Origin of the sequence: Streptomyces lanatus, assembly GCF_014655715.1 — a bacterium.
GTDB classification, from domain to species: domain Bacteria; phylum Actinomycetota; class Actinomycetes; order Streptomycetales; family Streptomycetaceae; genus Streptomyces; species Streptomyces lanatus.
This window is the reverse complement of record NZ_BNBM01000003.1, coordinates 544240-566157: the sequence shown is the minus strand read 5'-3', so window position 1 is coordinate 566157 and position 21918 is coordinate 544240. Positions and strand designations below refer to the sequence as shown.

Below are 21918 nucleotides of genomic sequence, written 5' to 3'. Positions count from 1 at the left end.
GCTACGGAGCCTGCGGCAGGCGGAGTTCGAACAGGGCTCCGCCCGCAGGCGCCCGGTCCACGGTGAGCGTCCCTCCGTGGCGTACGGCGACGTCGCGGGCGATGGCCAGGCCGAGACCGGCACCGCCGTCGTCGCGGCTGCGGGCCTCGTCAAGCCGTACGAACCGCTCGAAGATCCGCTCCCGGTCGGCCTCGGCCACCCCGTCCCCGTCATCGGCGACGGCCACCACGGCCCAGGCCCCGTCCTTGTGGACGCTCACGGTGACCGCCGAGCGGGCATGCCGCCCGGCGTTGTCCAGCAGGTTGGTGAGCACCCGCCCGACCTGCCCCCGCGACCCCGCCACGGTCACGGCGTCCGCCGCCACCGTCACCCCGGCCCGCCCCTCGGCCTCCTCCCGGGCCAGCGCACCGAGGTCGAACCGCGCGTCACCCGGCCGCTCCCCCGCGTCCAGCCGGGCGAGCAGCAGCAGGTCGGCGGCCAGACCCTGGAGCCGTACGGTGTCCTGCACCGCGCCGTCCAGGTCCAGCAGCTCGGGGTGCGCGGCGCCCACCTCCAGCTGGGTGCGCAGGGACGCGATCGGGCTGCGCAGCTCGTGCGAGGCGTCGGCGACGAAGCGGCGCTGGCGTTCCACCGAGGTCTCCAGGGCGGTCAGCGTCTTGTTGGTGGTCAGCGCGAGGCGGGCCACCTCGTCGTGGGTGTCCGGCACCGGCACGCGGCGTGCGAGGTCCTCGGAGGCGGTGATCGCGGCCATCTCACCGCGGATGCCCTCGACCGGGCGCAGCGCCCGCCGGGTGACCAGCCAGGTGACGCCGGCGACGACACCGAGCAGCAGCGGGAAGCCGATCAGCATGACGGTGAGCGCGCTGTTCACGGCACTCTGCTCGGCGTCCAGCGAGCCCCCTGCGTGCACGGTGAGGGTGCCGCGGTCGCCGGCCTCGACCGTGACGGTGGCGAAGCGGTAGTCGGCGGTCTCGCCGTCGATCGTCGCGGAGCCGTCGCTGAAGTCGGTGTCCTCGCCGATCTCGCCGGTGTCGTCGTCCGAGTCGTCGTCCCCCTTGTGCTGCTGCGGCTGTGGGCGCACGGCATCCGTGCCCGTCCCGCTGATCCGCTCCAGGTCGTCGCTCACCGCGACCAGCGTGCCGCCCGCGTCCACGACCTGGACGGGACCGTCGTCGTCCAGTTCCAGCTTGTCGTAGGCGGTGCCGCCGGCGAGCTGGGTGGCGACGCTCTGCGCGGTGCGCTGCGCCTCGTTGCCCGCCTGGTCGATCAGGTTGGACCGCAGCGACAGCAGCACCGCCGCCCCCGCCGCGACCAGTGCCACGGCGACGACGAGGGTGGCGCCGAGCGTGGCCCTGGACCGGACCGAGCCGAAGACCCGTCTCATCGTTGCTTCTCCAGCCGGTAACCGGCGCCGCGCACCGTCACGATCAGCCCGGCCCGCAGCTTGCGCCGCAGGGTGCTGATGTACACCTCGACGATGTTGGGATCGCCCTCGTACGCGAAGTCCCAGACGTGCTCCAGGATCTGAGCCTTGGACACCACCTCGCCTGCCCGCGTGACGAGCTGCTCCAGGACGGCGAACTCCTTGGTGGTGAGCGCCACTTCGGCATCGCCGAGGAAGACCCGGCGGGCGGCGGTGTCGACCTTGAGGTCACCGTGGACATGCACGGGCGAGGCCCCGCCGCCCTGTCCCCCGCGCCGCAGCAGCGCCTTCACACGGGCGACGAGGACGACATAGGAGAACGGCTTGGTGAGGTAGTCGTCGGCGCCGGTGTCCAGCCCCTCCGCCTCGTCGTACTCGCCGTCCTTGGCGGTGAGCATCAGGATCGGCACCTCCTGGCCTGCGGCGCGCAGGGCGGCGCAGACGCGGTAGCCGTTCATGCCGGGCAGCATGATGTCGAGGATCACGAGGTCGTACGACCCCTCACTCGCCCGGTAGAGCCCCTCCCGCCCGTCATGGACGACGTCCACGGCGTATCCCTCGGCGGTCAGTCCCTTGGCGAGCGACAGGGCCAGCCGCTTCTCGTCCTCCACGATCAACAGGCGCATGCGTCAAGGTTCGCAAAGCCAAGCTGAAGATCTCTTCAGGCTCCTTCAGGTTCCCCTCAGCGTCGGTTCGGCAGATTGAGCGGTGTCGAAACGACAACGACTCGGGAGGAACCGGAATGAAGCGCAACATCGTCATCGCCACCGTCGCCGCAGCGGCCCTGATCGGAGGCGGCACCGTCGCGGCCTACGCGTCCGGCGACGACGACGGCACGGCCAAGCAGCGGCAGTCGGGCGTACAGGTCGCCGAGGACCGGGATGCCGATGACCGGGATGCCGACGACCGGGACGACGACACCATCGAGGTCCGTTCGTACGCCTCCGCCGCGAAGGTCACCGCCGCCGACGCCATCGCGGTCGCGCTGAAGCACACACCGGGCACCGCCGTCTCCGCCGACCTGGACGACGACCGCTCGGGCGTCTGGGAGGTGAGCGTCATCAAGGGCGACGGCTCCGACCACGACGTCAGGATCTCCGCGAGCGACGGCAAGGTCCTCGGCGACCGGCGCGACGACGATGACGACGACGCCCGCGAGGACCTCGCCGCGCTCAAGGGCGCGAGCGTCGACGCCCGGGAGGCCGCCGGGGCGGTGAAGGGCGTCGTCACCGAGGTCGACCTCGACGACGACGGCCCGGCGGCGTGGAAGGTGGAGACCACCAAGGGCGAGTGGAAGGTCGACGTCAGGACGGGCAAGGTCACCCAGGACCTCGACGACTGAGGTCGGCGCGTCACACAAGGGGTACGGGACGTCCCGTACCCCTGACCCGTGCCACCGCGAACGCCGTGAGCAGCATCACCCCACCGGTCACCGCGAAGCACACCCCCGCCGGCAGCCATCCGACGAGGACACCGGCGAGTGCCGCACCGGCCGTACTGCCCGCGTTGACGGCGGTGTTGACCCAGGCCCCGGCGCGGACCCGGGCCTCGGGCGCGGTGGTCTCGTCGGCGATGAGATAGGCGGTGGTGATGAGCGGCGACACGAAGAGCCCGACGACCACGACCGCCACCACGAGCCCGCCCAGCCCCTGGGCCAACCCGGCAGCGCACAGCGCCAGCCCCAGTCCGGCCGCCTGCGCCGACAGCCCCGTCCCGGCGGAGGCCCGCCATGCCACGGCCCCGTTGAGCAGCCCGCCCCCGGCGCTGCCCACGGACAGGGCGGCCAGCACCCAGGCCGCGCTCCCGGCCCCGTGCCCATGCCCCTCGGCGAAGGCGACCACCAGCAGATCGACCACGCCCAGCGCGAGCCCGACCCCGGCGGCGGCGATCACCGGCCTCCCGAGCCCGCGCAGCACCCGCGGTCCTGCCGTACGCGCCCCCTTCTCGCGCCCGCTGCCGGGCACCGCACGCACCACGGGCGACGACACGAACCCGGCCGTCCCCACCACGATCAGCGCCGCCCCGACGAGCACCCCGACCGCCGGCGGGGCGAACCCGAGGAGCACGCCCACCAGCAACGGACCCGAGACATAGAGCAGTTCCTCGGCGACGGCGTCGAGGCTGAAGGCCCGGTTCATCAGCGCCCGGTCCGGCGCCAGCCGCCCCCACACGGCCCGCATGGTCGGCCCGAGCGGCGGAGTGCAGGAACCGGCGAAGGCGGCCACGGCACCGAGGGCGAACGGCGAGGCGGCACCCGGCCACCACACGAGCACCGCCAGCAGAACCAGCAGCGAGGTGTACGCCGCGACCATCGGCACGAGCGCCCGGCGCGGCCCGTACCGGTCGATCAGGGCCGCCCGCGCGGGCGACAGGAAGACACTGGTACCGGAGAACAGCGCCATCACTACACCGGCCACGGCGTACGACCCGGAGGCACGGGTCACCGCGAGCATCACGGACAGCGGGGCGACGCCGTAGGACAGCCTGCCGAGCAGGGCGGCGGCGAAGGTGCGGCGGGCATGGGGGATCCGGAGGACGGCGGCATACGAAGGCCGCGCCACAGAGGTGGAAGACACGGGGATTCCTCGACTCGAGGCGAAAGGGGGACACCTGAGCGCCCGCGCGGTGCGCGGGCGGGGCGTGCCCTATGCCATGAGGAGGTACATGTGAATCAACCTAGCAACGCGGCCCGGGAGTTGACCACTCCCTACGAGGTCCCCGTGACTCCCGCGACCAACTCGTCCGCCGCCCGATAGGGATCCAGCTCCCCGGCGACGATCCGCTCCGCCAGCGCCCCCAGCCGCCGATCCCCGTGCAGGTCGGCGATCCGCTCCCGCAGGGCCGTGACGGCGATGGTCTCCACCTCGCGGGCGGCGCGGGCGCGACGGCGCTCGGTCAGAACGCCCCGCTCCTCCATCCAGGCCCGGTGCTTCTCCAGGGCCTCCACGACCTCGTCGATGCCCTCGGCGCGGGCCGCGACCGTCTTCACGATCGGCGGCCGCCAGTCACCGGGGCCACGCGACTCACCGAGCCCCAGCATGTGGTTGAGCTCGCGGGCCGTGGCGTCCGCCCCGTCACGGTCGGCCTTGTTGACGACGTACACGTCGCCGATCTCCAGGATGCCCGCCTTGGCCGCCTGGATGCCGTCGCCCATGCCCGGGGCCAGCAGCACCACCGAGGTGTCGGCCTGGGAGGCGATCTCCACCTCCGACTGGCCGACGCCGACCGTCTCGACGAGGATCACGTCGCAGCCGGCCGCGTCCAGGACACGGATCGCCTGCGGGGCGGCCCAGGCGAGGCCGCCGAGGTGGCCCCGGGTCGCCATCGAACGGATGTAGACGCCGGGGTCGGAGGCGTGGTCCGACATCCGGACCCGGTCGCCGAGCAGGGCGCCGCCCGAGAAGGGCGAGGACGGGTCGACGGCCAGGACGCCGACCCGCTTGCCCTGTTTGCGGTACGCGGTGACGAGCGCCGAGGTGGATGTCGACTTGCCGACACCCGGCGATCCCGTCAACCCCACGACATACGCGTTGCCCGTCAGCGGGGCCAGCGCCGCCATGACCTCCCGCAGCTGCGGGGACGCCCCCTCCACCAGGGAGATCAGCCGGGCCACGGCACGCGGCCGGCCTTCCCTGGCCTGGGACACCAGGGTGGAGACGTCCTGCATCACAGCTCCGTTCACTAAGAGGTCCTACTAAGAGAACTCAGGCCTTGGGTACCCGCACGATCAGCGCGTCACCCTGTCCGCCGCCACCGCACAGCGCGGCCGCGCCGACGCCGCCGCCCCGCCGCTTGAGCTCCAGTGCCAGGTGCAGGACGAGCCGCGCCCCCGACATGCCGATCGGGTGACCGAGGGCGATGGCTCCGCCGTTGACGTTCACCCTTTCCGTGGACACGCCGAGGTCCTTCATTGACTGCACGGCGACCGCGGCGAAGGCCTCGTTGATCTCGATGAGGTCGAGGTCGGAGACCTCCAGGCCCTCCTTCTTCAGGGCGTGCCGGATGGCGTTGGAGGGCTGGGACTGGAGGCTGTTGTCCGGTCCCGCCACATTGCCGTGCGCGCCGATCTCGGCGATCCAGTCCAGGCCGAGCTCCTGCGCCTTGGCCTTGCTCATGACGACGACCGCGGCGGCGCCGTCGGAGATCTGCGAGCTGGTACCCGCCGTGATGGTGCCGTCCTTGGAGAACGCCGGACGCAGCTTGCCGAGCGACTCCGTCGTGGTGTCGCCGCGGATGCCCTCGTCCTTGCTGAAGAGGACCGGGTCGCCCTTGCGCTGCGGGATCTCGACCGGGGTGATCTCGGCCTCGAAGATGGCGTTCTTCTGGGCGGCGGCGGCGCGCTGGTGGGACAGGGCGGCGATCTCGTCCTGCTCGGGGCGCTGGATGCCGAGGCGGGTGTTGTGCTTCTCCGTGGACTCGCCCATGGCGATGTTCTCGAAGGAGTCGGTCAGGCCGTCGTGGGCCATGGCGTCGATCATCTGCACCGCGCCGTACTTGAAGCCCTCGCGGGACTTCGGCAGCAGATGCGGGGCGTTGGTCATGGACTCCTGGCCGCCCGCGACGATCACGTCGAACTCGCCGGCGCGGATCAGCTGGTCCGCGAGCGCGATGGCGTCGAGTCCGGAGAGACAGACCTTGTTGATGGTGAGCGCCGGGACGCTCATCGGGATACCGGCCTTGACCGCCGCCTGGCGCGCCGGGATCTGCCCTGCCCCGGCCTGGAGCACCTGGCCCATGATCACGTACTGCACCTGGTCGCCACCGATCCCCGCACGGTCGAGGGCGGCCTTGATCGCGAAGCCACCGAGGTCGGCTCCGGAGAAGGACTTCAATGAGCCGAGCAGCCGTCCCATCGGGGTGCGGGCACCCGCGACGATCACGGAGGTCGTGCCGTTTCCAGAAGACATGAGGTGCGATCCCCTTTCAGCTTGTGCAGCCGAGGAGTGAACGAGGGTTTACTTCGAATGTACTGAGTGGCACTCCGTGCCGTCACCGGGCTGTCGGTGTGATCGCTGGCACGTTGCGTAACCACCGCGGGAGCGCTGCACTGAGTTCCATGCTGACGCGAATCGACCACATCGGGATCGCCTGTTTCGACCTCGACAAGACCGTCGAGTTCTATCGGGCCACCTACGGCTTCGAGGTGTTCCACTCGGAGGTCAATGAGGAGCAGGGCGTCCGCGAGGCCATGCTCAAGATCAACGACACCTCCGACGGAGGTGCCTCCTACCTGCAGCTTCTCGAACCCACCCGCCCCGACTCCACCGTCGCCAAGTGGCTCGACAAGAACGGCGAGGGTGTCCACCACATCGCTTTCGGCACGGCGGATGTGGACGGCGACGCCGCCGACATCAAGGACAAGGGCGTACGCGTGCTGTACGAAGAGCCCCGGCGCGGCTCCATGGGGTCACGAATCACCTTCCTGCACCCGAAGGATTGCCATGGAGTACTGACAGAACTGGTCACTTCGGCGCCTGTTGAGTCACCTGAGCACTGACCCTCGTACATATGGGCCGGTAGGGTTGGGGGCGGTCGCTCCTCGACACGGGGTGGCCGCATGCCGGGGTCCGGGTTTCGGGGGGCGAGCGTCGGGGCAGCAGCCCAGGCTCTGCCGATGATCTGACACCATTCCCCGGGGGCCCCGTTCGGCGGACGGACGGAGCCCGTTTGGCCAGACTTGCGACCAGGGGACGGATGGGACCGCGCAGTGCGGGGCTACGAACGCCAGGAGCGAGAGCCGGCGGCTGACGTCGACCACCTCTCTCGGTTCGAGGCCGAGATGGATCGGCTGAAGACCGAGCGGGAGAAGGCGATCCAGCACGCCGAGGACCTCGGCTACCAGGTCGAGGTGCTGCGCGCCAAGCTGCACGAGGCGCGGCGGACCATCATGTCCCGGCCCGCCTTCGACGGCGGCGACATCGGCTACCAGGCCGAGCAGCTGCTGCGGAACGCGCAGGTCCAGGCGGACCAGCTGCGCCAGGAGGCCGAGCGCGAACTCAGCCAGGCCCGCGCGCAGACCCAGCGCATCCTCCAGGAGCACGCGGAGAACGCCGCCCGGCTGCAGGCCGAGCTGCACCAGGAGGCGGTCACCCGCCGCCAGCAGCTGGACCAGGAGCTGGCCGAGCGCCGCCAGACCGTCGAGTCGCACGTCAACGAGAACGTGGCGTGGGCCGAGCAGCTGCGCGCCCGCAGCGAGTCCCAGGCCCGCCGTCTCCTCGACGAGTCCCGTGCCGAGGCAGACCAGGCGATGTCGGCCGCGCGCGCCGAGGCCGAGCGGCTCACCAGCGAGGCCCGGCAGCGCCTCACCGGCGCGGCCGAGGAGGCCCGTGCGGAGGCCGAGCAGATCCTGCTCCGGGCGCGTACGGACGCCGAGCGGCTGCTGAACGCCGCCTCGACGCAGGCCCAGGAGGCCACCGACCACGCCGAGCAGCTGCGTACCTCCACCGCCTCGGAGTCCGACTCCGCCCGCCGCCAGGCCACCGAGCTCAGCCGCGCCGCCGAGCAGCGCATGGCGGAGGCCGAGGAGGCGCTGCGCAAGGCGCAGTCCGAGGCCGAGAAGCTGGTCACCGAGGCCAAGACGGCCGCCGAGAAGGCGCTCTCCAGCGCCGAGTCGGCCAATGAGCAGCGCATGCGCACGGCCAAGGAGCAGGTCGCCCGGCTGGTCAGCGAGGCCACCAAGGAGGCCGAGTCCACCAAGTCGGACGCCGAGCAGGTCGTCGCCGACGCGCGTGCCGAGGCCGAGAAGATCGTCGCCGAGGCCGCCGAGAAGGCCCGCACGATCACCGCCGAGGAGAGCGCGACCCAGCTGTCGAAGGCGGCCAAGACCGCCGAGGACGTCCTCAACAAGGCGCAGGAGGACGCGCAGAACACCACCAAGGCCGCGGCCGAGGAGGCCGAGCGGATCCGCACCGAGGCCGAGGCCGAGGCGGACCGGCTGCGCGCCGAGGCGCATGACATCGCCGAGCAGCTCAAGGGCTCGGCGAAGGACGACACCAAGGAGTACCGCGCCAAGACGGTCGAGCTGCAGGAGGAGGCCCGCCGACTGCGCGGCGAGGCCGAGCAGCTGCGTTCCGAGGCGGTCGCCGAGGGCGAGAAGATCCGCGCGGAGGCCCGCAAGGAGGCCGTCCAGCAGATCGAGGAGGCGGCCAAGACCGCCGAGGAGCTGCTGTCCAAGGCCCGCCAGGACGCGGACGACCTGCGCCAGACGGCCACGACGGACAGCGAGAAAGTCCGCACCGAGGCCATCGAGCGGGCCACCACCCTGCGCCGGCAGGCCGAGGAGACCCTTCAGCGCACCCGCCAGGAGGCCGAGCGCCACCGCGACGAGGTCGTCGAGCAGGCCGAGGGCATCAAGGCCGACGCCGAGCAGGCCGCCCGTGAGCTGCGCGAGGAGACCGAGCGCGGCGTGGAGGCCCGCCGCGCGGAGGCCGCCGAGGAGCTGACGCGCCTTCACACCGAGGCCGAGCAGCGGCTCGCGTCGGCCGAGCAGGCGCTCACCGACGCCCGCGACGAGGCCGCCCGCATCCGGCGCGAGGCCGCCGAGGAGACGGACCGGCTGCGCGGCGAGGCCGCCGAGCGGATCCGTTCCCTTCAGCAGCAGGCCGACGAGGAGGCCGACCGGCTGCGCACCGAGGCCGCCTCCGACGCGTCCGCGTCCCGTGCCGAGGGCGAGGCCATCGCCGTACGCCTCAGGTCGGAGGCCGCGGCCGAGGCCGAGCGGCTGAAGTCCGAGGCGCAGGACACCGCCGACCGGGTACGGGCGGAGGCACAGGCCGCCGCCGAGCGGCTGGCGACGGAGGCGTCCGAGACGCTGGCCGCCGCCCAGGAGGAGGCCGCCCGGCGCCGCCGCGAGGCCGAGGAGCTCCTCGGCTCGGCCCGCCAGGAGGCCGACCAGGAGCGCGAGCGGGCCCGCGAGCAGAGCGAGGAGCTGCTGGCCTCCGCCCGCAAGCGGGTCGAGGAGGCGCAGACCGAGGCGGTACGGCTGGTCGAGGAGGCCGACCGGCGGGCCAACGAGATGGTGTCGGCCGCCGAGCAGCACGCCCAGCAGGTCCGCGACTCCGTGACCGGGCTGCACGAGCAGGCCCAGGAGGAGATCACCGGGCTGCGCAGCGCCGCCGAGCACGCGGCGGACCGTACCCGCCGGGAGGCCGAGGAGGAGGCGGACCGGGTCCGCGCCGACGCCTACGCCGAGCGGGAGCGGGCCAGCGAGGACGCGGGCCGGGTGCGGCGCGAGGCGAACGAGGAGTCCGCCGCCGCCAAGTCCCTCGCCGAGCGCACCGTCGGGGAGGCCATCGCCGAGGCGGAGCGGCTGCGGTCGGACGCCTCCGAGCACGCCCAGCGGATCCGTACCGAGGCCTCGGACAAGATCAGCGAGGCAGAGCAGTCGGCGTCCCGCACCCGGGCGGACGCCCGCGAGGACGCCAACCGGATCCGTTCGGACGCCGCGACCCAGGCCGACACCCTCATCACCGAGGCCCGTTCGGAGGCGGAGCGGCTCCAGTCGGAGACCATCACCGAGGCCGACCGGGTGCGGACCGACGCGCTGGCCAAGGCCGAGAAGCTGGTCGGGGACGCCACCTCGGAGGCGGAGCGGCTGCGCGCCGAGGCCGCCGACACGGTGGGCTCCGCCCAGCAGCACGCCGACCGGGTCCGCAGCGACTCCGAGCGCCTCAAGGCCGAGGCGGCGGCGGAGGCCGAGCGGCTGGTCAACTCCGCGCGCGAGGAGGCCGAGCGCACCCTCGACGAGGCCCGCAAGGACGCCGGCAAGCGGCGCCAGGACGTGGCCGAGCAGGTCGACAAGCTCATCACGGAGACCACCGCCGAGGCGGACAAGCTGCTCACCGAGGCGCAGTCGCAGGCGCACAAGACGACCGCGGACGCCGAGGGCCAGGCCGACACCATGGTGGGCGCCGCCCGCAAGGAGGCCGACCGGCTGGTCTCCGAGGCGACGGTCGAGGGCAACTCCATGGTGGAGAAGGCCCGTACGGACGCGGACGAGCTGCTCGTCGGCGCCCGCCGGGACGCGACCGCCATCAGGGAGCGCGCGGAGGAGCTGCGGGACCGCATCACCAGCGAGATCGAGGAGCTGCACGAGCGGGCCCGCCGCGAGTCCGCCGAGACGATGAAGTCGACCGGCGACCGCTGCGACGCGCTCATCAAGGCCGCCGAGGAACAGCTGTCCAAGGCGCAGGCGAAGGCCAAGGAGCTGGTGTCGGAGGCCAACTCCGAGGCCGGCAAGGTCCGTATCGCCGCCGTCAAGAAGGCCGAGGGCCTGCTGAAGGAGGCCGAGCAGAAACGCTCGACGCTCATCAGGGAGTCCGAGGAGCTCAAGGCCGAGGCGATCCGCGAGGCCAAGCGCACCGTCGAGGAGGGCAAGCGCGAACTGGAGGTCCTCGTGCGGCGCCGCGAGGACATCAATGCCGAGATCTCGCGCGTCCAGGACGTCCTGGAGGCGCTGGAGTCCTTCGAGGCGCCGGGCGGCGCGAAGGACGGCGGGGTCAAGGCGGGTGCGACAGTCGGAGCACCCCGATCGGGTGGCAAGTCGTCAGACGGCTAGCGTGGCGGGCGGGTTCCAGTGTCTCCTGGGGCCTTTGACCCGGTTTTTGGCAAGCCGGCCGACGGTTAGCCACTCAAAAGGGGTCTCATTCTCCAGATCAAACACGTATCCGCTCGATGACACACCGCTTCGGCCCCTAGGATTCCACTTATCACCTCACCGGTCTCATTCGACAGGAACCCCATGAGCGACACTTCCCCCTACGGCTTCGAGCTTGTGCGGCGTGGGTACGACCGCGCTCAGGTGGACGAACGAATCTCCAAGCTCGTCTCCGACCGTGACAGCGCTCTCGCCCGCATCACCGCTCTGGAAAAGCGCATCGAGGAGCTCCACCTCGAAACGCAGAACGCCCAGGCCCAGGTAACCGACGCAGAGCCGTCGTACGCCGGCCTCGGCGCGCGTGTCGAGAAGATCCTCCGCCTCGCCGAGGAAGAGGCCAAGGATCTGCGCGAGGAGGCCCGCCGCGCCGCCGAGCAGCACCGCGAGCTCGCCGAATCGGCAGCCCAGCAGGTCCGCAACGACGCAGAATCGTTCGCTGCGGAGCGCAAGGCCAAGGCCGAGGACGAAGGCGTCCGGATCGTCGAGAAGGCCAAGAGCGACGCCGCCCAGCTGCGCACCGAGGCGCAGAAGGACGCGCAGTCCAAGCGTGAGGAGGCCGACGCTCTCTTCGAGGAGACCCGCGCCAAGGCCGCACAGGCCGCCGCCGACTTCGAGACGAACCTCGCCAAGCGCCGCGAGCAGTCCGAGCGCGACCTGGCGTCCCGTCAGGCCAAGGCCGAGAAGCGGCTCGCCGAGATCGAGCACCGCGCGGAGCAGCTGCGCCTGGAGGCCGAGAAGCTGCGCACCGACGCCGAGCGCCGCGCCCGCCAGACGGTGGAGACGGCTCAGCGTCAGGCCGAGGACATCGTGGCCGACGCCAACGCCAAGGCCGACCGCATCCGTTCGGAATCCGAGCGCGAGCTCGCGGCGCTCACCAACCGCCGCGACAGCATCAACGCTCAGCTGACGAACGTCCGCGAGATGCTGGCGACCCTCACCGGTGCCGCGGTGGCCGCGACCGGCGCGCCCGCCGCCGAGGACGAGCCGATCTCCCGTGGGGTGCCCGCCCAGCAGACCCGGTAACGATCCGGCACACGTCTGCTGAATTTTGGCAAAGCCCTCTGCCACTGGGGTGGCAGAGGGCTTTGTCCCGTTTTAGCGTGGGCGGCATGATCGAGCTGACGGGGCTGACGAAGCGGTACGGCGAGAAGGTGGCGGTCAACAACCTCACTTTCGGGGTGAGACCGGGCATCGTCACGGGCTTCCTCGGCCCCAATGGCGCGGGCAAGTCGACCACCATGCGGATGATCCTGGGCCTGGACCGGCCCACCGCCGGCGATGTCCGGATCGACGGCAAGCACTACGACCAGCTCAAGGACCCGCTCACCTATATCGGCGCCCTGCTGGAGGCCAAGGCCTGGCACGGCGGGCGCAGCGCCTACAACCATCTGCTGTGTCTCGCGCAGAGCAACGGCATTCCGGGCAGCCGGGTGCGCGAGGTGCTGGACACGGTCGGGCTGACGGCGGTCGCGAAGAAGAAGACCAAGGGCTTCTCGATGGGCATGGGCCAGCGGCTCGGCATCGCGGGCGCGCTGCTCGGCGATCCACGGATCCTGATGTTCGACGAGCCGGTCAACGGCCTCGACCCCGAGGGCATCCACTGGATCCGGAACCTGATGAAATCGCTGGCCGCGCAGGGCCGGACCGTCTTCGTCTCCTCCCATCTGATGAGCGAGATGGCGCTGACCGCCGACCATCTCGTCGTCATCGGCCAGGGGCGGCTGCTCGCCGACACCTCCATGCCCGACTTCATCGCCCGCAACTCCCGGGCGTACGTCCGCATCCGCACCCCGCAGCGCGAGCGGCTGCTCGATGTGCTGCACGAGGCGGGGATCACCGCCGTGGAGAACGGCAACGGCACGCTGGAGGTGGACGGCGGCAAGTCCGAGCAGATCGGTGAGCTGGCGGCGCGCCACCAGGTCGTACTGCACGAGCTGAGCCCGCAACAGGCCTCCCTGGAGGAGGCGTTCATGCAGCTGACCGCGGAGTCGGTGGAGTACCACGCACATACCGAGGCACCGACGCGGCCACCACAGCAGCGACAGCAGCAGTGGGGCGCGGACTGGAAGAGGAGCTGAGCACGATGGTCACCCAGGTCATCCGCTCCGAATGGACCAAGATCCGGTCCGTCGCCTCCACCGTGTGGACGCTGTCCCTCGCCGTGGTGGTCACCATCGCCCTCGGCATGCTGATCTCGGCCCTGTCGAAGAACGAGTTCGCCGACATGAGCCGACGGGACCAGGCGTCCTTCGACCCGACCTTCATCAGCTTCGCCGGGATGGGCCTCGGGCAGCTCGCGATGATCGTGTTCGGGGTGCTCGTCGTCTCGAACGAGTACAGCACCGGCATGATCCGCAGCTCGCTGGCCGCCGTACCGCAGCGCGGCACCTTCCTGTTCAGCAAGATCGCGGTGGCGACCGGCCTCTCCCTCGCCGTCGGCCTGGCCACCAGCTTCGTCACCTTCTTCCTGGGGCAGGCGATGCTGGGCGACCACCGGGCGGAGATCGGCGACCCCGGGGTGCTGCGCGCGGTGATCGGCGGCGGGATCTACATGACCCTCATCGCGATGTTCTCGATGGGGGTCGCGGCGATGCTGCGCTCACCGATGCTGTCGCTGGGCATCCTGATGCCGTTCTTCTTCCTGATCTCCAACATCCTCGGCAACGTCTCGGCCACCGAGAAGATCGGCCAGTACCTGCCCGACCAGGCCGGCAGCAGGATCATGCAGGTCGTCACCCCACTCGACGACGACAAGCCGTACGGCCCCTGGGGCGGCCTCGGAATCATGCTGCTGTGGGTGATCGCGGCGCTCGCCGGGGGGTACCTCACGCTGAAGAAGCGGGACGCGTAGCGCGGGGCGGCGGCGGTCGGCGCCCGAGTTTTTACCTGCCCTTGAGTGGAACCGTCAGCGCCTCGGTATCCTCCTAACCCTTACGGGGGCGTGTGCCCCGCTGTCCTGATCCTTTCGATGGGTGCGGAGCATGATCGAAGCAGTCGGCCTGACCAAGCGCTACGGCGACAAGACCGCTGTGTACAACTTGTCCTTCCAGGTACGGCCCGGTTCCGTGACCGGCTTCCTGGGCCCCAACGGCTCCGGCAAGTCGACGACGATGCGGATGATCCTCGGCCTGGACAACCCGACCGCGGGCCATGTCACCATCGGCGGCTATCCGTACCGCAAGCTGCCCAACGCCCCGCGTCAGGTCGGCGCGCTGCTCGACGCCAAGGCGGTGCACGGCGGCAGAGCGGCCCGCAACCATCTGCTGAGCCTGGCCCAGCTGTCCGGCATCCCGGCCCGGCGGGTGGACGAGGTGCTGGGCGTGGTCGGCCTCCAGGACGTGGCGAGGCGGCGTTCCAAGGGCTTCTCGCTCGGCATGGGCCAGCGGCTCGGCATCGCCGCCGCGCTGCTCGGCGACCCCCAGGTGCTGCTGTTCGACGAGCCGGTCAACGGCCTCGACCCCGAGGGCATCCTCTGGGTGCGGAACCTGATGAAGTCGCTGGCGGCCGAGGGCCGTACCGTCTTCGTCTCCTCCCACCTGATGAGCGAGATGGCGCTGACCGCCGACCACCTGATCGTCATCGGGCGCGGCCAGCTGCTGGCCGACATGAGCGTCAAGGACTTCATCGCGGCGAACTCCGCGGGCTTCGCCCGGGTCCGTACGCCCGACACCGAGCCGCAGCTGCGCGAGAAGCTGGCCGGCGCGCTCACCGAGGCGGGCGGGCATGTGCTGCCCGAGCAGGACGGCGCGCTCCGGGTGACCGGGCTGCCGCTCCCCCGCATCAGCGACATCGCGCACGGCACCGACGTACGGCTGTGGGAGCTGTCGCCGCACCAGGCCTCGCTGGAGGAGGCGTACATGCGGATGACGCAGGGCGCCGTCGACTACCGCTCGACGACCGACCAGAAGGAAGGCCTCCAGCAGCAGCTGCCGCCCGGCGCGCAGCCGCCGATGCCCGTCCCGGGTCAGGGCCAGCCCGGCTGGTACGCCCCGCCGCCGCCCCAGCAGGGCGGGCAGCCGTTCGCCGCGCCCCAGGGCTACGGCGGCGCCCCGGAGACACCCAACCCGTACGCGCAGGCGGCCCCCCAGGCGCCTCAGCCCGCCCCGGGCCACGCTCCGGCGCAGCCCGCGCCGCCGGCCGCCCAGAGCCCCGTACAGCCGCCCGTGGCGCCCGCGGCTCCGCCCGCCCCGCCGACGACCGCCCCGACCGAGCCCAAGGACGTCCGATGAGCACGCCCCAGCCCCCGATGCCGCAGACCGCCGCACCGAACTGGCAGGCGGCTCCCGGTCCGGCGCACCCCACCTACACCTCACCGATCCCCGTGGTGCGCACGAACCTCGGGCACGCGCTCGCCTCGGAGTGGACGAAGATCCGGTCGGTGCGCTCCACGATGTGGACGCTCGGCGTGTTCGTGCTGCTCGTCGTCGGCATCGGCCTGGCCGCCGCCGCCCTGGTCGCCGCCAACACCGACGAAGGGAACGTGAGCGACGAGACCGCGCTCGGGTTCGGCTTCTTCGGACTGCTGCTCGGCAGCATCTGCATCATCACGCTCGGCGTGCTGACCACGGCCTCGGAGTACGGCACCGGCATGATCCGCACCACCATGACCGCGTGCCCGAGCCGTGGGCGGGTGCTGACGGCGAAGGCGATCGTGTTCTTCGCGGTCGCGTTCGTGGTGACGCTGGCGTCGGCCGTCCTGGTCGCCCTCGCGGACGTCGCCATGGTGGACGCGCGGGAGCCCAGCGGCGGGGAATGGCTCAAGGGCACGGTCGGCGTCTCGGTCTACATCGCCCTGCTCGGCCTGCTCTCGCTCGTCGTCGGCTCGATCATCCGGCACTCGGCGGGCGCGATCACCATCATGATCGGTGTGCTGCTGGCCCCGCTGGTCATCGCGATGTTCATGTTCTCGGAGTCGCTGCGCGGCCTCCAGCAGGCCCTGATCGAGTACTCCATCCCGAACCAGCTCAGCGTCTTCTACACCCAGTCCCTCACGGAGTCGGGACCGACCGGCTGGGACCCGCTGTGGATCATGCTCGGTGTGACGGCCGCCGTGTTCGCCGGCGCCCTCGCGCTGCTGGAGAAGCGGGACGTGTAGTCCTGCCCGCTCAAAGAACCCGCTAGAACTTCGGCGCGTTCCTGGACCGCTGCACCCGGGTGGTGCGGCGGTCCTTCGCGTTCCAGCACGCCTTGTGCCAGTGGCGGCGCTCGTCGACGCCCGAGTGGTCCGGCCAGGCCACGACATGCGGGACGCCGTCCGGGATCATCTGGTCGCAGCCGGGGCAGCGGTACGCCTTGCCCTGCGCGCTCGCGCCCGCCACATGCCGCACGTTCCAGTCCTCGCCCTGCCAGTTCTCCGTGGACTGCCAGCCGCCGTAGCGGCCGGAACGGTCGTCCTCGGCACCGCGTCCGGCCGAGGCGGCGTCTCGGGGGCCGTTGGGTCGATTGCGACGCGGGGACACAGGACACCTCACGGGGCTATACAGGATGCACGGGGTATGTCCAGCCTACGCGGGACGGCCAGGGGTAGCTGTACGGCACCAATCCCCACAAGGGCCCCACGCCGGGCGCCACTCGGCCTCCGATTCTGCAGACAATCCGCAAATCTCTTCGCCAGGCCGTGTCCTCGGCACGTGTCAGAGGGTTATGCCCGGTGGGGGAGCTCCGCGTCGGAGCCAAGGAAGCAGGAAAAAGCAATGCGCGTAGGAAGTTTCGTGTTGGCGGCCCGGTTCCCGGGACAGGGCGACGGGGAGGCGCTGCACCGGGCGGTCCGCTCCGCCGAGGTCGCCGAGGAAGCGGGGCTCGACACGGTCTGGCTGGCCGAGCACCACTTCGTGCCGTACGGCACCTGTCCGTCCGCGATCACCCTGGCCGCCCTACTACTGGGCCGCACCAGCCGACTGCGGGTCGGCACGGCGGTCAGCGTGCTGCCCACCGTCCACCCGGTGGCCCTCGGCGAGCAGGCCGCGCTGCTGCACATCGCCTCCGGCGGGCGCTTCTCGCTGGGCGTGGGACGCGGCGGGCCGTGGGTCGATCTCGAGGTGTTCGGCTCGGGTCTGAAGGCGTACGAGGAGGGGTTCCCGGAATCACTCGATCTACTGGTCCGCTGGCTGCGCGAGCCCTCGGTCGCGGCGGCGGGCGAGCGGTTCGGGTTCCGTGAAGTCCCCGTCGTACCAAGGCCGTCGGAGTGTCTCGCGGAGGTAGAGGGGCCCGAGGTCGTCGTCGCGTGCACCTCACCACCGAGCGTCCGGCTCGCGGCCGAGCGGGGGCTGCCGATGCTGCTCGGGATGCATGTGGGCGACGAGGAGAAGGCCGAGATGGTCGCCCTGTGGCGGGAGCACGCGCGTGCGGCGGGCAGTACCGCGGACGAGATCCGGGGCGCGGCCCATGTGTCGGCCGGCGTCTGCCAGATCGCGGACCGGCGCACCGACGCGGTGGAGACGCTGACGAAGGCGATGCCGGGCTGGCTGCGGCAGGGCCTGGAGGCCCATGTGACGGTGGACGGCCGCCATCGCGCGATGCGCGACCCGCTGGCGTACACCGAACTGCTCTGCGGACTGCACCCGGTGGGCACGCCCCGGCTGTGCGCCGACCGGCTGGCGGCCACCAGCGAGCGGACCGGAATCTCCCGCTTCGCCCTCCTCGTGGAGGGCTCGGGCGACCTCGCGGCGACCGAGGAGAACGTACGGCGGCTGGGCGCCGAAGTGCTTCCGCACCTCGGCTGAATCGCTCCGTGCCCGCCGAACGGCCCGGTCCCCCAGAGGGCTTGCCGCCCCAGTACTGATTGCACCTCCCGCGTACGGAGCGGCAAGCAAGTGGCTCACTGCGTCAGCAGTCCCTGAATTCCGGGGACTGGTTCAGCACCTGGCTGCGAACCGAGGTGAAGCGGGCGAGCGACTCGTCGACCGAGCCGTCAAGCGGGAACACCGCCACCCGGTGGCAGTTCTGGAAGGCCAGTCGCACCCCGAAGTGCCGCTGCAGCGCGCCGCGTATCGCGTCACTCGCAAGCGCACGCAGCAACTGGCCACGTGCCTGCTCGTCCGGCGGGGGCGTCTGGTTGTCGGCGAACGAACCGCCGTCGACCTTCAGCTGGGCCACCAGGGAGCTGATCATCTCCCATGCGTAGGGCAGGGAGGTCCGGACGCAGTCGACGAAGGCGGCTTCGTCGACCTCGCCTCGCTCGGCCTGTTCGAGTAGGGCCGGTGAGACGTCGAGCGACATGGGTTCTCCTCTCGCACCCCCGCAAGCGCGGGGGTTGCCGGACAGATGTGGGAGTTCGTGATACCGGACACGCTGTGTACACGCCTCGCGACCTCCCGTTTAATACGGTAGGCAACGGACGGTGACGGCACCAGGAGAATGCGTACTTGGGCGGTCCTCGTTGGTCACACGAGCTCACAATCGGCCAGAAATGAACAGGGGCAGTCCGGGGTCTTACGGACTCCCCCGGGGCGAATCGCGTCGACACCTGCCCGTCGAGTAGCGTTGCCGACCATGCGTCTCGTCATTGCCCGATGCTCCGTCGACTACGCGGGCCGGCTCACCGCCCACCTGCCCTCGGCGCCCCGTCTGATCCTGGTCAAGGCGGACGGCAGCGTCTCGATCCACGCGGACGACCGGGCCTACAAACCCCTGAACTGGATGTCGCCGCCCTGCACTCTGAAGGAGGGGGACGGCGAGCAGCAGGACGTCTGGACGGTCATCAACAAAGCGGGCGAGAAGCTGATCATCACGATGGAGGAGATCCTCCATGATTCCTCGCACGAACTGGGTGTGGACCCCGGCCTGATCAAGGACGGCGTGGAAGCGCACCTCCAGGAACTCCTCGCGGACCGCATCGAGACGCTCGGCGAGGGCTACACCCTCATCCGCCGCGAGTACCCGACGGCCATCGGCCCGGTCGACATCCTGTGCCGGGACGCGGACGGCGCGACGGTCGCGGTCGAGATCAAGCGGCGCGGCGAGATCGACGGCGTGGAGCAGCTGACCCGCTACCTCGACCTGCTGAACCGCGATCCCCATCTCGCCCCGGTCCGCGGCATCTTCGCCGCCCAGGAGATCAAGCCCCAGGCCCGGGTCCTCGCGACGGACCGGGGAATCGGCTGCCAGGTGCTGGATTACGACGCCCTGCGGGGGATCGAGGACGACAAGCTGCGGTTGTTCTGAGGGCGGTTTCTACGACGGTGAAGGCCGGGTCCGTTTGACGGGCCCGGCCCTCTTGTCGTGATCGATCTCGTCCTGATCGTTGCGTCAGATCACCGGGTTTGCTTCTGTTTCGGTGGCCGTGGGGGCGCTGGCCGAGCTGGTGGTCTCCGCCGGGCTGGAGGAGGCCGGGCCGCTGGCCGAGGTCGACGTGGACGGCGGCGTCGGTCCGTCCGTCGGATCATCGGTGGGGTCGTCCGTCGGTCCCGTCGGATCGTCAGTCGGGCCCGTCGGATCGTCCGTGGGATCTGTCGGGTCGTCCGTCGGCTTCGTGGGGTCGTCCGTCGGCTTCGTGGGGTTGCTCGTCGGCTTCGTCGGGTCGTCCGTCGGCTTCGTCGGGCCGCCGCCCGAACTCTGCGTGCCGCTCGGCTCGTCCGACGGGTCCGTCGGGTCGTCCGTGGTGGTCGGGTCCTCGGTGCCCGTGTCCGTCGGCCGGCTCGTCGCCTTGCCGGTGTCGCCGGGGGTCTGCTCGTCGTCGCCCTCCACCTTGTCCGCGCCCAGGCTGTCGTCGCCGGGGCCCTGGCTGGCGGACGGGACGTCGACCTGGTTCGACGGGGCGTTGGGGTCGTTGTCGGAGGTGGCGCCGAGCGTCACGACGGTGCCGAGCACGGCCACGAGCAGCGCGCCCGCGCCGGCCGCGACGAGGTTGCGCCGCGCGAAGTTCCGGACGCCGCCGCGGCCCTTGTGGGAGGTTCCGGAGGGCGCCGACGCCTGATGGGTGACCAGCGTCGTGGTGTCCCCGCCCGGCGGGAACGCGGCCGGCACACCGCCCGGCGGCGACTGCGACTCCTCGTACCGCGCGTCCGGCACCTCCTCCCCCGCGGTGGCGGAGAAGGCGGCGACCCCAGGGGCAGTGCCGGAGCGGTCCGAGACCAGGGCGAGCGCGCGCCGGCCCGCGACGGTGCCGCGCTTGTCGGCGAGGGCGCCGCGCAGGCCGGTGGAGGTCTCCAACTCGGCGCGGGCCCGGTCCAGCTGGCCGCCGCACAGCGCGAGGATGCCCAACTCGTGGTGGAAATAGGCCTGTTCGAAGACATCACCGGCGAGGCGAGCGGCCTCGGCGCCGGCCCGCAGCGCCCGCTCCCAGGCGCTCCAGTGCAGCCCCGCCGCGAACGCGGGCGCCGCGGTGCGGGCCAGCTGCACGGTCGGGCTCTCCTCGCCCTCGGCCGGCGGCGTCGTGGCGGGCACCAGCACGCCCAGCGCGGCGAGCACGGCGTCGGCCTCGGCGCAGACGCGCTCCGGGGTGACCGAGGGGTGCCCGGCCCACCAGGCGTAGTGCCGGGCGGCGGTGAGGGCGTCGTCCCGGGCGTCGTCGGCGTATCCGGCGGCCTCCAGCTGGGCCTGCACGCCGGCGGCGAGCCGGTAGCGGGAGCCGACCGGGGAGACCAGTCCGCAGTCGGCCAGCTCGCCCAGCGCGGCGTCCGCGTGGGTGTCACCGACCAGTGCGGGCAGATGGGCCTGATGCGGCACCTCGCCGCCGAGCGCGACGGCGAACCTCAGGGTGGTGCGCGCCGACGCGCTGAGCCGCGAGGCGAGCAGCGGCGCCGGTCCGGCGGCCTCGCCGAGCGAGGGCAGCGGTACGTCCTCGGCGCCGGTCGGGGCGTCGACGGGCGGGGCGTCCTCGAAGACGCCGTGCTCGTCGACGGCCTCCGCGCCGGCCCGCAGCAGGTCCCGCTGCCGCAGCAGCGCGCCGGCCTGGACGAACCGCAGCGGCAGGCCCTCCGACTCGAACCACAGGTCGCCCGCCCAGTTCAGCTCGTCCTCGGTGAGGACACGGCCGACCCCGTGCTCCAGGAGCTCCATGCTCGCGGCGCGGTCGAACCCTTCGAGGGTGACCTCCTCGATGCCGGATTCGGCGGACGGCGCGGGCACCTCGGGCGTGGCGCCGAGCACGAAGGCGCACTCGGGGGTCGCGTCGAGCAGTTCGTCGAGCGCGGCGCCGCCGAACTCGATGTCGTCCAGGACGACGACCGCGCCGATGTCACGCACACAGGAGAGCAGTTCGTCCTGATCCGGGCGGTACAGGGGCGCGCTGTGCACGGCGTACAGGAGGTCGTACAGCAGGTCCGCCGGGGTGCGGTGGAAGCCGTTGAGGCGGACGACGCCGTCGGGGGCGAGGTCCGCGCAGTCCTCGGCGACGAGGTCGAGGAGGCTGGTGCGGCCGGCGCCCCGGGGGCCGACCAGGCGTACGGAGCGGCCGCGGGCGAGCATCCGTACCAGCTGCTCGCGCTCGTCCTGGCGGGCCAGGAGCGGCTGTGCGGGACGGGTCGGGCCGGGCGGGACGGGCGGCTTGGCGGCACGGTCGGCCTCGGCGCGTTCGGCCGGGGCCAGCTTGACGGGCCGTGCGGGCCGCTCGGCGGGCGGGCAGACCTCGATCTCGCTGCCGTCGACGGGGTTGACGGTGAGCAGGAAGTCGCCCGAGACCACTTGCGCCGTACGGGCGAGCGCGGGCGTGTGCTGTCCGAAGTCGGTTGTCAGAGGATCCCTGGGAGGGCGCTGGCGCGACGACTGCCCGTCGGCGTCATGGCCGTACTCCTCGGGTCCCCGGGTGTTCGGGTCCATAGGTTTCAAGCCCCCCAAAAGCGTCGTGTGCGTAAGCCAAGCCCCTCCCGGCCTGTTGCACACCGCGCTGTCGCTTCTGGTC

Annotated in this window: 18 protein-coding genes; 10 read left to right on the top strand and 8 right to left on the bottom strand. The window is 71.6% G+C overall.

All coding sequences use genetic code 11. The features are described from left to right. Nucleotide 1 precedes the first annotated feature (1 nt). Both IE325_RS11585 and IE325_RS11580 read right to left on the bottom strand, forming a co-directional pair. Nucleotides 2-1384: a sensor histidine kinase gene (locus IE325_RS11585; RefSeq protein ID WP_190069700.1), complete on the bottom strand. Its 1383-nt coding sequence runs from the start codon at nucleotides 1382-1384 to the stop codon at nucleotides 2-4. Further along, on the bottom strand, nucleotides 1381-2049 hold the full coding sequence (locus IE325_RS11580; protein ID WP_190069699.1) for a response regulator transcription factor: 669 nt from the start codon (nucleotides 2047-2049) through the stop codon (nucleotides 1381-1383). Before IE325_RS11580 ends, IE325_RS11585 begins: the two co-directional genes overlap by 4 nt. A 116-nt stretch (nucleotides 2050-2165) precedes the next feature. Between IE325_RS11580 and IE325_RS11575 the strand changes: the two genes are divergently transcribed. Continuing rightward, nucleotides 2166-2765 (top strand): PepSY domain-containing protein, encoded by a 600-nt coding sequence (locus IE325_RS11575; protein WP_190069698.1) that lies wholly within the window; start codon nucleotides 2166-2168, stop codon nucleotides 2763-2765. A 10-nt stretch (nucleotides 2766-2775) separates the two neighbouring features. Here the strand turns inward: IE325_RS11575 and IE325_RS11570 are convergent, their stop codons facing one another. The 3 genes from IE325_RS11570 to IE325_RS11560 all read right to left on the bottom strand — a co-directional run bounded on the left by IE325_RS11570 (nucleotide 2776) and on the right by IE325_RS11560 (nucleotide 6330). After that, on the bottom strand, nucleotides 2776-3999 hold the full coding sequence (locus tag IE325_RS11570; RefSeq protein ID WP_190069697.1) for an MFS transporter: 1224 nt from the start codon (nucleotides 3997-3999) through the stop codon (nucleotides 2776-2778). Between the two features lie 131 nt (nucleotides 4000-4130). Then, nucleotides 4131-5090: a methylmalonyl Co-A mutase-associated GTPase MeaB gene (meaB, locus tag IE325_RS11565; protein ID WP_190069696.1), complete on the bottom strand. Its 960-nt coding sequence runs from the start codon at nucleotides 5088-5090 to the stop codon at nucleotides 4131-4133. Between the two features lie 37 nt (nucleotides 5091-5127). Then, nucleotides 5128-6330, bottom strand: a complete 1203-nt coding sequence (locus tag IE325_RS11560) for an acetyl-CoA C-acetyltransferase (protein WP_190069695.1) — start codon at nucleotides 6328-6330, stop codon at nucleotides 5128-5130. A 149-nt stretch (nucleotides 6331-6479) separates the two neighbouring features. Between IE325_RS11560 and mce the strand changes: the two genes are divergently transcribed. The 7 genes from mce to IE325_RS11525 all read left to right on the top strand — a co-directional run bounded on the left by mce (nucleotide 6480) and on the right by IE325_RS11525 (nucleotide 16173). Beyond that, nucleotides 6480-6920 carry a methylmalonyl-CoA epimerase gene (gene mce / locus IE325_RS11555; RefSeq protein ID WP_048582912.1) on the top strand — a complete coding sequence of 147 codons (441 nt, stop codon included), beginning with the start codon at nucleotides 6480-6482 and terminating at the stop codon, nucleotides 6918-6920. 210 nt (nucleotides 6921-7130) lie between these two features. Further along, complete coding sequence (scy, locus tag IE325_RS11550; protein ID WP_190069694.1) at nucleotides 7131-10979, top strand: polarized growth protein Scy; 3849 nt, start codon at nucleotides 7131-7133, stop codon at nucleotides 10977-10979. Nucleotides 10980-11162: 183 nt separating this feature from the next. Beyond that, nucleotides 11163-12101 (top strand): coiled-coil domain-containing protein, encoded by a 939-nt coding sequence (locus IE325_RS11545; RefSeq protein ID WP_190069693.1) that lies wholly within the window; start codon nucleotides 11163-11165, stop codon nucleotides 12099-12101. An 86-nt stretch (nucleotides 12102-12187) separates the two neighbouring features. Further along, nucleotides 12188-13156: an ABC transporter ATP-binding protein gene (locus IE325_RS11540; RefSeq protein WP_190069692.1), complete on the top strand. Its 969-nt coding sequence runs from the start codon at nucleotides 12188-12190 to the stop codon at nucleotides 13154-13156. A gap of 5 nt (nucleotides 13157-13161) precedes the next feature. Beyond that, the gene (locus tag IE325_RS11535; RefSeq protein WP_373315139.1) at nucleotides 13162-13929 is read left to right on the top strand and encodes an ABC transporter permease; all 768 of its coding nucleotides are present in this window, start codon (nucleotides 13162-13164) and stop codon (nucleotides 13927-13929) included. A gap of 130 nt (nucleotides 13930-14059) precedes the next feature. After that, the gene (locus tag IE325_RS11530; RefSeq protein WP_190069691.1) at nucleotides 14060-15307 is read left to right on the top strand and encodes an ABC transporter ATP-binding protein; all 1248 of its coding nucleotides are present in this window, start codon (nucleotides 14060-14062) and stop codon (nucleotides 15305-15307) included. Beyond that, nucleotides 15304-16173, top strand: a complete 870-nt coding sequence (locus IE325_RS11525) for an ABC transporter permease (RefSeq protein WP_190069690.1) — start codon at nucleotides 15304-15306, stop codon at nucleotides 16171-16173. Before IE325_RS11530 ends, IE325_RS11525 begins: the two co-directional genes overlap by 4 nt. A gap of 22 nt (nucleotides 16174-16195) precedes the next feature. Here the strand turns inward: IE325_RS11525 and IE325_RS11520 are convergent, their stop codons facing one another. After that, on the bottom strand, nucleotides 16196-16537 hold the full coding sequence (locus tag IE325_RS11520) for an Rv1322 family protein (protein ID WP_190069689.1): 342 nt from the start codon (nucleotides 16535-16537) through the stop codon (nucleotides 16196-16198). A 234-nt stretch (nucleotides 16538-16771) separates the two neighbouring features. On the opposite strand from IE325_RS11520, the gene IE325_RS11515 reads away from it, so the two are divergent. Continuing rightward, nucleotides 16772-17800: an LLM class flavin-dependent oxidoreductase gene (locus IE325_RS11515; RefSeq protein WP_190069688.1), complete on the top strand. Its 1029-nt coding sequence runs from the start codon at nucleotides 16772-16774 to the stop codon at nucleotides 17798-17800. 103 nt (nucleotides 17801-17903) lie between these two features. Here the strand turns inward: IE325_RS11515 and IE325_RS11510 are convergent, their stop codons facing one another. Continuing rightward, nucleotides 17904-18296 (bottom strand): SCO5389 family protein, encoded by a 393-nt coding sequence (locus tag IE325_RS11510; protein ID WP_031485789.1) that lies wholly within the window; start codon nucleotides 18294-18296, stop codon nucleotides 17904-17906. A 273-nt stretch (nucleotides 18297-18569) separates the two neighbouring features. Here IE325_RS11510 and nucS point away from each other — a divergent pair, with 273 nt between their 5' ends. Beyond that, nucleotides 18570-19241 carry an endonuclease NucS gene (nucS, locus tag IE325_RS11505; protein WP_190069687.1) on the top strand — a complete coding sequence of 224 codons (672 nt, stop codon included), beginning with the start codon at nucleotides 18570-18572 and terminating at the stop codon, nucleotides 19239-19241. A gap of 84 nt (nucleotides 19242-19325) precedes the next feature. On the opposite strand, the gene IE325_RS11500 is transcribed toward nucS, so the two are convergent. Continuing rightward, nucleotides 19326-21836, bottom strand: coding sequence for an ATP-binding protein (locus IE325_RS11500; RefSeq protein ID WP_190069686.1), 2511 nt, complete (start codon nucleotides 21834-21836; stop codon nucleotides 19326-19328). Nucleotides 21837-21918 lie beyond the last annotated feature (82 nt).